The organism is uncultured Tenacibaculum sp. (assembly GCF_947504135.1).
Classification (GTDB): Bacteria; Bacteroidota; Bacteroidia; order Flavobacteriales; family Flavobacteriaceae; genus Polaribacter.
Window position 1 is genome coordinate 159,618 of the sequence record NZ_CANNGG010000004.1, and the last position, 12,182, is coordinate 171,799.

Here is a 12,182-nt window from a genome sequence, read left to right on the forward strand (position 1 = left end):
TTTACTACGAAATTACAAATTAACATCATTTTCGGCAGAATCGTCATAATAATCTTCAATATCACGTCGATCTTTTTTGGTAGGACGCCCAGTTCCTTTTTTACGGTAATAGTCTTTAGAGTATTTTAATAACTCAGTTTTTTCAAACTCTTCTTTCGGGGTTAAATCTTTTCGATATAAATCAACCAGTTTAGCACCCACACGGTTAGGAGGGATGTCTAGTATCTTTATCTTATAATTAATTTGATTTTTACGGATGGTAATTTCTTCATTCCCAAAAACTTCTTTGGAAGGTTTTAAATTGGTTCCATCAAGCTTCACGTGCCCTTTTTTGCAAGCATCTGTGGCAATACTACGGGTTTTAAATAATCGAATGCACCACAAATATTTGTCAATTCTCATATAAAAAGTTAATTTTTATCGTTTCATTTTTTACAAAGGTATAAAAATGGTAAATTGCGCGTTAAAATTTCAGAATTAAATGATAAAATTTAAACATTTTTTATATGCAGTAGCTGTAAGTTCTCTTTTGTATGCATGCGGAACTGATAGTAATCCAAGAATAGAAAATTTTGACCATGAAGCGCAAGCTGCTAAGGATAAAGATACTATTGCAAAGTTTTTAAAAAACTATTATTTTGATGATACTGTAGACTCTATAAAGCCTATGGTTTCAGGTAAAACTCCTTTATTAGAAGATGATAGACTTATTAAAAAAACGCACACAGAAAATGATATTGAGTATGATTTATATCATTTAATTGTTAAAGAAGGAGAGTCGCCAAAAGGTAATCCTACTCAATTAGATTCTGTTTTAACGAAATATCAAGTTTGGTATTCAACAAAGGCAGATCAATTAGAATTAAGTCAGACAGGAACAGAACCTATTTGGTGGAATTTAACACAATCTGGAAGTCGTCAGGATGCACCATCTCCTATTAGAGGTTGGACTTATGGAATACCTAATTTAAAAGCAGGGATTAATGTGCCTACTCCAGGAGAACCTATTACTTATGAAAACTTTGGAAAAGGAATTTTAATCATTCCTTCAGGTTTGGCTTATAGAAACACTCCTAACGGTGGTATTCCTTCTAACTCACAATTGATTTTTTATATTGATTTATTAGACTTCGTAGTAGATACTGATCATGATAACGATGGTATTCCTTCTATTTATGAAGATTTGGATGAGGATGGAAACCCTAGGAATGATGATACTGACAAGAATAATGTTCCTAACTATTTAGATATAGACGATGATGGCGATGGTGTTTTAACTAAAAATGAAGATAAAAATGGTGATGGAGATCCAAGAAATGATTTTAATGATCCGAATAAGCCAAGTGTACCTGATTATTTAAACAGAGATATTAGAGTAAAATATTAAAACAAAAAAACCGAAGTTAAAAACTTCGGTTTTTTTATATGTGATTGTTTGTTTTAGAATCTATAAGATAATCCTACAATAATTTGATTTACACGAGTGTCAAAATTTACGTTTCCAACATTAGAATCTACAAATTCGGCTTCAGTATCTGATAAAGCTCTTTCCCAACGTACATCCAATCCTAGTTTACCTAGTTCAATACCTGCTCCAAATTGTACTCCAACTGAGAAACCGTCAGAATCTACTTGTTTAAGTTCTTCAATATTAAAATCAGAATCTAAAATATATTGAAAAGAAGGCCCTCCAAAAACATGCGCTACTTTTAAGAATTTCATTCCGACTAAAACGGGAATATCAATTTTTTGGAAATCATAGGTAGTTGTTTGTGGAGATGAAAGATCGTTATATTGATAAGATACTTCATTGCTTAATTGAGTATACACTAATTCTGGTCTTAAATATAAATTTGTAACAGGTAAGTTTATACGTAACCAAGCACCAGCATGGAATCCTGTTTTACTTTTTGCATTATCAAAAACTACATCGTTTTTTACATCAGTAAAAGAATTTGAGTTATAGTTGATACCACCTTTGATACCTCCTTGGATTTGACTTTGTACTAACTGTGCTCCTCCTATGAGAAAGCATAAGATAAAAATTGCTCGTTTCATTTGTTTTTAATTTATACTATTTTGGGTTAAATATTCATTTTTTTGCATAAAAAAATACATCACCTTAAACCTAAAAAGTGATGTATTTATTGTTTAAAAGTATATTTTTATTTTCTTGAAATAACTTTTTCTACAGCTTTAATAATGGCTTTATCATTCAATCCGTATTTATCCATTAATTCTGCTGGAGTTGCAGATTCTCCGAAGCTGTCATTTACAGCTACAAATTCTTGAGGAGTAGGGTTGTTAGTGGCTAAACAACGCGCAACACTTTCTCCTAAACCACCATATTTATTATGTTCTTCAGCAGTAACTACACATCCAGTTTTAGCTACTGATTTTAAAATAGATTCCTCATCCAAAGGCTTAATAGTGTGAATATTGATTACCTCTGCTGAAATTCCTTTTTCTTCTAATTGCTCAGCAGCTTGTAACGCTTCCCAAACTAAATGCCCTGTTGCAACAATAGTTACATCTGTACCTTCTGTAAGTTGAATAGCTTTACCAATTTCAAAAGGTTGTCCAGTCATAAAAACAGGAACGCTTGGTCTACCAAAACGTAAATATACTGGCCCTTCATGTTCTGCAATAGCTAACGTAGCTGCTTTGGTTTGGCTATAATCACAAGTATTGATAACAGTCATACCAGGTAACATTTTCATTAACCCAATATCTTCTAAAATTTGGTGTGTAGCTCCATCTTCACCTAAAGTTAATCCTGCGTGAGAAGCACAAATTTTTACATTTTTATCAGAATACGCGATTGATTGACGAATTTGATCGTATACACGACCTGTAGAAAAGTTAGCAAATGTACCTGTAAAAGGAATTTTTCCGCCAATAGTTAATCCTGCTGCAATTCCCATCATGTTTGCTTCAGCAATTCCAACTTGAAAGAAACGTTCTGGGTGATTTTTAGCAAACTCATTCATTTTTAAAGAGCCAGTTAAATCAGCACAAAGGGCAACAACATTAGGATTTGTTTTTCCTAATTCGGTTAAACCATCACCAAACCCAGATCGGGTATCTTTTTTTTCAGTATAAGTATATTTTTTCATCAGTTTGTGTTGTGTAAATACGTGTCAAAAATAATCTTTTATATAGATGTAAAGCTACAATTTTGATAATTCTTTGTAAAGTTTATGAACTGGAAACCCCATAACATTAAAATAACTTCCTTCCATCTTTGTAATACCTATTTTACCTATCCATTCTTGAATTCCGTATGCGCCAGCTTTGTCAAAGGGTTTGTAGTTAGTTATATAGTAATCAATTTCTTCATCAGGTAATTCTTTAAATGTAACAATTGTGACGTCATTAATTGTTTTTTTAAAATTCTTACTTGTAAGACATATTGAAGTAATCACCTCATGAGTTGTATTAGATAGTTCTTTTAACATGTTAAAAGCTTCGTTATAATCTTTAGGCTTTCCTAAGGCTTTATTATTTAACCAAACAATAGTATCTGAAGTAATTAAAAGGTCATTTTCTTTTAATTCAGATGCAAAAGGAGAAGCTTTTAAAGCGGCTAAGTAATCTGTTATTTGAGCGTGATGTAATTCCTTTGGATATATTTCTTCAATTTCTTTGGTTTTTATAGAAAAAGGAATGTCTAAGCTTTTTATTAATTCTTGTCTTCTAGGTGAATTAGAAGCTAAAATTACATTGTATTTTGATAATTTAGTTGATAACATATTTTAAATAATAAGCTATTAGTGGAATGCTTAAAAGCGCTAGAAAAAAATTAAAGTAACTAATTTTAATGAGCTGCTGATAGTCTTTTACTTCTGAAGCTTTCATTAAATAGTATATAAAATATAAATAAGGAATAATGCCTAATAGCATTAGGGTTGCAAAAATGAATGTACTATCATAAAAAGCCAAGGAAATAGAAAAGAGAAAAAAACAACAGATAATAGAGAGGAGTAAAGATATGTTCCTAGCTCTTTTCCTTCCTAATAAAATTGGAAGAGTATTTTGCTTGTTTTGATTATCTTCATTTATATTTATTAGATCAAAAATTATTTCAATAACAATATTACTAAAAAAAGAAATTATTATATAAGCTATTGTAATTAGTTGAAGATTATAGAATAAGGTCCATTGGTCATGAGTTAAATCGATAGGGCAATCAAACCATAATAAAGTTAACAAAGCAAAAGGTTTAAGAAAAGCAGTAACAATATTGCTGATAAACGTCTTTTTTATATTGCTTTTTATGTAAAAATGAACAATTATAGGACAAATGATAAATAAGATTCCATCAAAAGGTCTTTCTATTTTAAAAGAAAAAAGAATTCCTGCAAGAACTCCAATAAGAGTAAGTAAAAAAGAAAGTTTCTTTATTTTTTTGAGGTTTAGTCTTGTTTTTTTATGTTGTTTTCGGATAATAAAACTCGTAATATACCCAGATGCTAGTAAAAGAGCACTAGCTATAGATAAAAGTCCTAAATCAAAGAAAGAAAGCGTTTTTTTAAAGCCGTAACCATATAAAAAACAGAACTTAAATAAAAATAAAATAAAAACGAAGTATACGATTTTCTTCCACTGAATAATATTTAAGAAACCATTATTCATTAATTAAAAAGCCTTTTTAATTCTGGCTAAATCACGTTTGTTATCTCGGTCTTTAATAGTATTTCTTTTATCGTGAGTTTTCTTCCCTTTAGCAAGTGCTATTTCTAACTTAGCCCAGCCATTTTCATTTATAAACAAACGTAAAGGAACAATAGTGTTACCTTTCGATTCTACTTCTTTTTCAAGTTTTTTTAATTCACGTTTATTTAATAACAAACGGCGTTCACTTTTTGGTTTATGGTTATAATGATGTCCAAAGGTATATTCTTCAATATACATATTTACTACAAAAAGCTCTCCTTTATCATTGAACTCACAAAAACTTTCAGTAATTCTAGCTTTACTTTGTCGTATCGATTTTATCTCAGTACCAGTAAGTTGAATACCAGCAGTGTACTTGTCAAGTATCTCGTATTCAAAACGAGCTTTTTTATTCTGTATGTTAATCTTTTTTTGCATAAATAGAACACAAATATAACTATAATTTTAAGTTGTTAAATAAAATTATTAAGCTATGATTTAAGTCATGTTTTAAGGGAGATTACGGTGGTAATTTTGTTTAAAATTTAAACTTATAATCATGAGAAAAATTATATTAAGTGCTGTATTTGGAATCTTATTTTTTAGTAATGCAGCTGCACAAGAAACTACAAAAACAGATGACTTTAAAAGATGGCAAGCTCGTTTTAGATGGGTTAGTGTAATGCCAAATGAATCAGCTACCATAGGAACTATTGGAGGAGATGTTGAAATTAGCAAAAGTTTTATTCCAGAATTAGACTTCACATACTACTTTACTGAAAATATTGCAGCGGAGTTAATTTTAGGAACCACTAATCACGATGTAAAAGCAGTAGGAACAGCATTAGGAGATGTTAATTTAGGTGATGTTTGGTTATTGCCTCCAACATTAACATTGCAGTACCACTTTAATGTAAGTGATTTTAAACCTTACGTTGGTGCAGGTGTGAATTATACTATTTTTTACAACGCTGATCCAGGTGCTGTAGTAAATGTAGATTATAAAAATGGATTCGGATATGCATTACAATTAGGTTTTGACTATGATTTAGATGATACTTGGTTTTTAAACGTAGATGCTAAGTATATCGGGTTAAGTACAGATGTAACTGTAAATGCAGGTATAGCAACAGTACCAGCAGAAGTAGATATTAACCCTTTACTTATTGGTTTTGGTGTAGGTATGAGGTTTTAACCAATAAATTATAATCCCCTTCATAGAGCTACATTTATTTATGTAGCTCTATTTTTTTGTGTAAAACTTAACAATTTAAATTAATGAATACGTGTAAATTTGTTAGCTAATAAACGACGAACACAAACAAAATTATATGCGACATTTATACATTTTTCTACTGTTATTAATGGTTTCGTGTAAACCAAAATTCACTGCTCAAGAAGTAATTGATAAGTCAATAGAGCATTCTAAGTTGAATGAAATAGAGAATGCTACTATATCTTTTAATTTTAGAAAAAATCACTACGAAGCGACTAGAGATAAAGGAACTTTTAAACTAGTTAGAATTATAAAAAATGATTCCGTAACAATAAAGGATATATTGTCAAATGATGGTTTTGAACGATTTATGAATAAAAGCTTAGTAGAATTATCTGAAAAAGATAAAAATCGTTATGGAAATTCCGTAAACTCTGTTCACTATTTTTCAGTATTACCTTTAGGGTTAAATGATAAAGCTGTTCAAAAAAAGTTACTTGAAGATGTTACTATTAAAGGAAAAGAATATTATAAGGTTAGAGTTACTTTTACTGAAGAGGGTGGAGGAGAAGACTTTGACGATGTTTTCATTTACTGGTTTGCTAAAGATAACTTTCAATTAGGTTATTTAGCGTACAAATACCATACAAATGGAGGAGGAGTACGTTTTAGAGATATTAAAGAAGAAAAAATAGTGAAAGGAATTCGTTTTGTAGACTATAATAATTACAAGCCTACAGATAAAGATATTGACTTTTACACTATTGATAAATTATACGAAGAAGGTAAGTTGAAAAAATTATCTGAAATCGTTTTAGAAGATATACAAGTAGATACTTTTTAGTTTTTTTAGTAACTAAAAGCTATAGAAAACCGAGTGACTTTTTAAGAACACTCGGTTTTTTTAATTTAAAAAAAGATATTACAAAATTAACTTATTCAACTGTAATCAGTTTCGCGGGCTTAGGTTTTGCCGCTTCTAATTTTGGAATATTAATTTTTAACTCACCATTTTTATAGGTAGCTTTAATCTTTTCACTATCAACAATACCTTTAGGTAGTGTAAAACTTCTTTTAAACGACATATAGCTGTATTCTTTTCGTGTATAGTTGTCGTTCGTGTCTTCTTTATTCTCTTTTCTTTCTGATGAAATAGTTAGAGTATCATTTTCAAGATTTACTTAAAAATCCTCCTTATTCATACCAGGAGCAGCTACATCAACTGTAAACTCATTTTTATTTTCTTTAATGTTTACAGCTGGTAATGTAGTGTTTGTGTCCGAGAAATTTGAAGTAGACCAGGCTCTAAAAAAATCATTAAAGACATTTGGTAATGCTGGAAAATCAGTGCTCTTTAATAACATAACTTTACATTTTTTAGTTAAACATTAATTTTAATAGTTATAGTTCAAAAAAAATACTAATTAAAAAAAGTGACATATTTTTCGTTTAAAACAATGAAAAAATGTCACTTTTTATATTGATTTGCAGATATTTACATTGGGTTATTTTTCTACTAAATCAGATTGGTTTCTGAATACTAATTTATCATCAAAAGCGTCTAATAAAATAATACTATCAGTAGTTATTCTTCCTGATAAAATTTCTTTAGATAATTGATTTAAAACCTCTTTTTGGATTACACGTTTTACAGGACGCGCACCAAATTCTGGTTGATATCCTTTTACGGCTAAGTAAGCAATAGCTTCATCTGTAGCATCAAAAGTTATGTTTTGTTGCGCAATCATCTTTTTAACATTATTCAATTGTAATTTTACAATTTCTTTAATATTGTCTTCAGATAAAGGAGTGAACATAATGATATCATCAATCCTATTCAGGAATTCAGGTCGTACAGATTGTTTTAATAAACCTAAAACTTCTGTTTTTGCTAAATCTATAGTTGTGTAGATGTCTCCTTTCATATTATCAAACTTCTCTTGAATGATATGGCTTCCCATATTAGAAGTCATAATAATGATAGTGTTTTTAAAATCAGCAACACGCCCTTTATTATCAGTCAATCTACCTTCGTCTAATACTTGTAATAAGATATTAAAGGTGTCTGGATGCGCTTTTTCAATCTCATCTAACAACACAACTGAATATGGTTTTCTTCTAACAGCTTCTGTTAATTGTCCACCTTCATCATAACCAACATATCCAGGAGGCGCACCAACTAATCTACTTACCGAATGACGCTCTTGATATTCACTCATATCAATACGAGTCATAGCATTTTCATCATCAAATAAATATTCAGCAAGGGCTTTTGCTAACTCTGTTTTACCAACTCCCGTTGTACCTAGGAACAAGAAAGAACCAATAGGTTTGTTAGGGTTTTGTAAACCAGATCTTGAACGACGTACTGCATCAGAAACAGCTTCTATTGCTTCTTCTTGGCCTACTACACGTTTGTGTAATTCATCTTCTAATAGCAATAGCTTCTCACGTTCTGACTGTAACATTTTAGTAACAGGAACACCGGTCCATTTAGCTACAACTTCAGCAATATCATCATAGGTTACTTCCTCTTTAATTAAAGAGTTTTCTTGTTGATTAGCTAAAACTTCTTGTTGTTTATCAAGTTCTTCTTGTGCATTTTTAATCTTACCATAACGTAATTCAGCCACTTTACCGTAATCACCATTACGTTCAGCTTTTTCAGCTTCAAGTTTATAGTTTTCAATATCAGTTTTTAAGTTCTGAATGGTATCTACAACACTTTTCTCTGATTGCCACTTTGCATTAATCTCATTACGTTCTTCTTTTAAATTAGCTAAATCGGCATTTAAAGATTTTAATTTAATCTCATCATTTTCACGTTTAATTGCCTCTATTTCGATTTCTAACTGCATTATTTTACGATCTAGTACATCTAACTCCTCTGGTTTAGAATTAATTTCCATACGTAATTTAGAAGCAGCTTCATCCATTAAGTCAATCGCTTTATCAGGTAAAAAACGATTGGTAATATAACGTTGAGATAACTCTACAGCACCAATAATAGCTTCATCTTTAACACGAACTTTGTGATGTGCTTCATATTTATCTTTAATACCGCGTAAAATTGAAATGGCACTTTCTGTATCTGGTTCATCAACCATAACTTTTTGAAAACGACGTTCTAAAGCCTTATCTTTTTCAAAATACTTTTGGTATTCGTCCAAAGTCGTAGCACCTATAGCTCTCAATTCACCACGGGCTAAAGCTGGTTTTAAGATATTAGCGGCATCCATAGCACCTTGACCACCTCCAGCACCTACTAAGGTGTGAATTTCGTCAATGAACAATACAATGTCTCCTTCAGATTTTGTAACCTCTTTTACAACCGATTTTAAACGTTCTTCAAATTCACCTTTATATTTGGCTCCGGCAATTAAAGCTCCCATGTCTAAAGAGAAAATTTGTTTTTCCTTTAAGTTTTCAGGAACATCACCTCGAATAATTCGGTGTGCTAAACCTTCCGCAATTGCTGTTTTACCAGTACCCGGTTCACCAACTAGAATAGGGTTGTTTTTAGTTCTACGAGATAAAATTTGTAATAAACGTCTAATCTCTTCATCACGACCAATTACGGGGTCTAATTTTCCGTCTTGTGCTAACTGGTTTAAGTTTTTAGCATATTTGTTTAAAGAGTTATAGGTTTCTTCGGCACTTTGTGATGTTACACGATTTCCTTTACGTAACTCTTCAATTGCTGATTTTAAATTTTTTTCTGTAACACCTTGATCTTTTAAAACTTGTGCTATTTGACTTTTAGATTTAAAAATAGCCAAGATTAAGTGTTCAATAGAAACGTATTCATCGTTCATTTTTTTTGCGATGATAGATGCTTCATTTAATGTTTTATTGGCTTCACGAGAAAGCATTAACTCGGCTCCAGTAACTTTAGAAAAACTTTCCAATTGTTTATCTAAAACTTGTTGTATAACATCAACATTTATATTGAGTTTCTTTAAAATGAAAGGAAGTACATTTTCATCGACTAAAAATAAAGCTTTGAAAATGTGTTCATTTTCTATAAGGTTGTTACCATAGCTTTGCGCTAATTGTTGCGCTTGCTGTATGGTTTCTTGTGATTTTATTGTATAATTGTTAAAATTCATATCGTTATTATTTTTTTCTCTATAAAAGTCAAAATCAGTACCAATTGATTATTTCAATGAATAAGAGACATTTTGTCTTTAAAAATAAGTTTTTTATGACTTTTTGACTGGTAGAGTCATGATTAAGAACAATAATGTTATTAAAATAAGAATTTAATGGGAGTATTAAACACTATTTTTGGAAGAAAAGACAAAAATAAAGATGGAGAAGAGTCTTTTATTAACTGGATTCCATTAACATCGGTAGAGCAAATAAAGGAAATAAAAGAATTATCGAATAAACAACCAGTTGCTATTTTTAAACATTCAACAAGGTGTGGAATTAGTAGTATGGTAATTAAACGTTTTGTAAACAGTTTTGATGAGGAATTAAAAGATTTTAAAGTGTATTATCTTGACTTGCTTAGCTATAGAGATGTTTCTAATGAAATAGGGTATACATTTCAGGTTTTACATCAATCACCTCAGTTGTTGGTAGTTAAAAATGGAGAAGTAATTTCGCATGCTTCTCATTACGATATTGCTCGTATTGATTTGAAAAAAATCTAAAAAAGATGCCATTTTTAATGGGATTTCCTTAAATACCTCGTATTTTTGCATATTTCAAAATTATAGAGATTTGAGTAACGAAACAGCAACTTCACAACCAAAGAAAGGAAAAAATTTATACGATTATCAAAAAGAAGCATTACACAAAATTTTTAAAAGTTTTGAAGATGCTCCAGAGAATTACCACTTATTATATCAACTTCCAACAGGGGGAGGTAAAACAGTTATTTTTTCTGAAATTACACGTCAATATTTAAAACATCATCAAAAGAAAGTGTTGATAATGACGCACCGAATTGAGTTATGTAAGCAAACGGCAAAAGTACTTACTGAGTTTGGTGTTGAGAATAAAATTATTGATAGTAAAGCAAGTTTAGATGATCAAGGTCAATACGATTGTTTTGTAGCAATGGTCGAAACGTTAAACAATCGTTTAAATGATGATATGTTAGATATTTCTGATGTAGGTTTGGTTATAATTGATGAGGCACACTACAACTCTTTTACTAAATTATTCAAGTTTTTTGAAAAGGCTTTCATTTTAGGGGTTACAGCAACACCTTTAAGCTCTAATATCAAACTTCCTATGAAAGATAATTATGATGAGTTGATTGTAGGTGAGAGTATAGGGTCTTTAATTGAAAATGAATACTTAGCAAGAGCAAATGTTTTTTCTTATAATGTTGGCTTAACCTCTTTAGAGGTAGGTGCAAATGGAGATTATACTGTAAAATCATCGGAAGATTTATACACCAATACCGACATGCTTTCTAAGTTATTACAAGCTTATGAAGAACGTGCTAAAGGAACTAAAACATTAATTTTTAATAATGGTATTAATACTTCTTTACACGTATTTGATACTTTTAAAAGAGCGGGATATCCTATTGCGCATTTAGATAATACAAACACGAAGAAAGAACGTGACTTAATATTAAAATGGTTTCATAAAACACCGAATGCAATCATTACTTCAGTGAGTATTTTAACAACAGGGTTTGACGAGCCGTCAGTTAAGTCAATTATTTTAAATAGAGCTACAAAATCGTTAACGTTGTATTATCAGATGATTGGACGTGGTTCGCGTGTCTTGCCAAAAAAGTCTGATTTTAATGTAATTGATTTAGGTAATAACTTTCATCGCTTTGGTCCTTGGGGAGCCGATTTAGATTGGCAAAAAATGTTTAGAGCACCTAATTTTTACTTAGATAATTTATTGTCTGATGAAGAGATAGAAAGTGATTTTAGATATGAATTACCTGCAGATGTAAAAGCTGAGTTTGCAAATTCTGAAGATTTATATTTTGATGTTAAAAAAGTATATAGAGATACGATACAAGGAGGAGAGTCTTCAAAAAGAGTTTTAGAAAAATCAATCGAGCATCACGCTAAAATGTGTGTTGAAAATAGTGAAGACGTTTTTGATGCTTTAATATTAGCAAAAATGTTGGGGGGAGATATTGATGATAGAATTTTTAGATACTCAAAATGTATATCAAAGAGTACTCATAATTTTATTGACTGGTTACAAGATGACTATCGTAAAAAACTAAATAGTTATTTACGCAGTAATTTTGATGAAGTGTATGAGCAAGTTCATGGACATCCACCACCAGAAGAAGAATAAGAAGTTAAAACAAAATAAAAATCCA

Annotated in this window: 13 protein-coding genes and 1 pseudogene; 5 read left to right on the top strand and 9 right to left on the bottom strand. The window is 30.4% G+C overall.

The annotated features are described in order from the left end of the window. Positions 1 to 12: 12 nt before the first annotated feature. Positions 13 to 402, bottom strand: a complete 390-nt coding sequence (locus Q0663_RS09685) for an RNA-binding S4 domain-containing protein (protein WP_299010157.1) — start codon at positions 400 to 402, stop codon at positions 13 to 15. Between the two features lie 79 nt (positions 403 to 481). Between Q0663_RS09685 and Q0663_RS09690 the strand changes: the two genes are divergently transcribed. Beyond that, positions 482 to 1,387, top strand: a complete 906-nt coding sequence (locus Q0663_RS09690; protein WP_299010160.1) for a peptidylprolyl isomerase — start codon at positions 482 to 484, stop codon at positions 1,385 to 1,387. A gap of 53 nt (positions 1,388 to 1,440) precedes the next feature. Here the strand turns inward: Q0663_RS09690 and Q0663_RS09695 are convergent, their stop codons facing one another. The 5 genes from Q0663_RS09695 to smpB all read right to left on the bottom strand — a co-directional run bounded on the left by Q0663_RS09695 (position 1,441) and on the right by smpB (position 5,094). Next, positions 1,441 to 2,058, bottom strand: a complete 618-nt coding sequence (locus Q0663_RS09695; RefSeq protein ID WP_299010162.1) for a porin family protein — start codon at positions 2,056 to 2,058, stop codon at positions 1,441 to 1,443. Positions 2,059 to 2,165: 107 nt separating this feature from the next. Beyond that, complete coding sequence (locus tag Q0663_RS09700; protein ID WP_299010165.1) at positions 2,166 to 3,116, bottom strand: transketolase family protein; 951 nt, start codon at positions 3,114 to 3,116, stop codon at positions 2,166 to 2,168. A gap of 54 nt (positions 3,117 to 3,170) precedes the next feature. Then, the gene (locus Q0663_RS09705) at positions 3,171 to 3,752 is read right to left on the bottom strand and encodes a Maf-like protein (protein WP_299010168.1); all 582 of its coding nucleotides are present in this window, start codon (positions 3,750 to 3,752) and stop codon (positions 3,171 to 3,173) included. Beyond that, entirely contained in the window at positions 3,739 to 4,635 is an 897-nt protein-coding gene (locus Q0663_RS09710) for a hypothetical protein (RefSeq protein WP_299010171.1), read from the bottom strand. The genes Q0663_RS09705 and Q0663_RS09710 overlap by 14 nt, the downstream gene beginning before the upstream one ends. A gap of 3 nt (positions 4,636 to 4,638) precedes the next feature. After that, positions 4,639 to 5,094, bottom strand: a complete 456-nt coding sequence (smpB, locus tag Q0663_RS09715) for an SsrA-binding protein SmpB (protein ID WP_299010174.1) — start codon at positions 5,092 to 5,094, stop codon at positions 4,639 to 4,641. Between the two features lie 121 nt (positions 5,095 to 5,215). On the opposite strand from smpB, the gene Q0663_RS09720 reads away from it, so the two are divergent. Further along, complete coding sequence (locus Q0663_RS09720; RefSeq protein WP_299010177.1) at positions 5,216 to 5,851, top strand: OmpW family outer membrane protein; 636 nt, start codon at positions 5,216 to 5,218, stop codon at positions 5,849 to 5,851. 136 nt (positions 5,852 to 5,987) lie between these two features. Continuing rightward, positions 5,988 to 6,716 (top strand): DUF6503 family protein, encoded by a 729-nt coding sequence (locus Q0663_RS09725; protein WP_299010180.1) that lies wholly within the window; start codon positions 5,988 to 5,990, stop codon positions 6,714 to 6,716. 91 nt (positions 6,717 to 6,807) lie between these two features. On the opposite strand, the pseudogene Q0663_RS09730 reads toward Q0663_RS09725, so the two are convergent. The 3 genes and pseudogenes from Q0663_RS09730 to clpB all read right to left on the bottom strand — a co-directional run. Next, positions 6,808 to 7,041, bottom strand: a pseudogene (locus tag Q0663_RS09730) (Hsp20/alpha crystallin family protein); the annotation flags it as partial. 12 nt (positions 7,042 to 7,053) lie between these two features. Further along, positions 7,054 to 7,236, bottom strand: coding sequence for a hypothetical protein (locus Q0663_RS09735; protein WP_299010183.1), 183 nt, complete (start codon positions 7,234 to 7,236; stop codon positions 7,054 to 7,056). A gap of 141 nt (positions 7,237 to 7,377) precedes the next feature. After that, on the bottom strand, positions 7,378 to 9,981 hold the full coding sequence (gene clpB / locus Q0663_RS09740; protein ID WP_299010186.1) for an ATP-dependent chaperone ClpB: 2,604 nt from the start codon (positions 9,979 to 9,981) through the stop codon (positions 7,378 to 7,380). Between the two features lie 156 nt (positions 9,982 to 10,137). On the opposite strand from clpB, the gene ytxJ reads away from it, so the two are divergent. After that, positions 10,138 to 10,530, top strand: a complete 393-nt coding sequence (gene ytxJ, locus Q0663_RS09745; protein ID WP_299010189.1) for a bacillithiol system redox-active protein YtxJ — start codon at positions 10,138 to 10,140, stop codon at positions 10,528 to 10,530. Positions 10,531 to 10,600: 70 nt separating this feature from the next. After that, a complete protein-coding gene (locus Q0663_RS09750; protein WP_299010192.1) occupies positions 10,601 to 12,157 on the top strand; it encodes a DEAD/DEAH box helicase family protein in 1,557 nt (518 codons plus the stop codon). Positions 12,158 to 12,182: the final 25 nt, after the last annotated feature.

Coding starts and splice junctions, on each gene's coding strand:
- Q0663_RS09685 (WP_299010157.1), bottom strand. CDS start 402: ATGAGAATTGACAAATATTTGTGGTGCATTCGATTATTTAAAACCCGT.
- Q0663_RS09690 (WP_299010160.1), top strand. CDS start 482: ATGATAAAATTTAAACATTTTTTATATGCAGTAGCTGTAAGTTCTCTT.
- Q0663_RS09695 (WP_299010162.1), bottom strand. CDS start 2,058: ATGAAACGAGCAATTTTTATCTTATGCTTTCTCATAGGAGGAGCACAG.
- Q0663_RS09700 (WP_299010165.1), bottom strand. CDS start 3,116: ATGAAAAAATATACTTATACTGAAAAAAAAGATACCCGATCTGGGTTT.
- Q0663_RS09705 (WP_299010168.1), bottom strand. CDS start 3,752: ATGTTATCAACTAAATTATCAAAATACAATGTAATTTTAGCTTCTAAT.
- Q0663_RS09710 (WP_299010171.1), bottom strand. CDS start 4,635: ATGAATAATGGTTTCTTAAATATTATTCAGTGGAAGAAAATCGTATAC.
- smpB (WP_299010174.1), bottom strand. CDS start 5,094: ATGCAAAAAAAGATTAACATACAGAATAAAAAAGCTCGTTTTGAATAC.
- Q0663_RS09720 (WP_299010177.1), top strand. CDS start 5,216: ATGAGAAAAATTATATTAAGTGCTGTATTTGGAATCTTATTTTTTAGT.
- Q0663_RS09725 (WP_299010180.1), top strand. CDS start 5,988: ATGCGACATTTATACATTTTTCTACTGTTATTAATGGTTTCGTGTAAA.
- Q0663_RS09735 (WP_299010183.1), bottom strand. CDS start 7,236: ATGTTATTAAAGAGCACTGATTTTCCAGCATTACCAAATGTCTTTAAT.
- clpB (WP_299010186.1), bottom strand. CDS start 9,981: ATGAATTTTAACAATTATACAATAAAATCACAAGAAACCATACAGCAA.
- ytxJ (WP_299010189.1), top strand. CDS start 10,138: ATGGGAGTATTAAACACTATTTTTGGAAGAAAAGACAAAAATAAAGAT.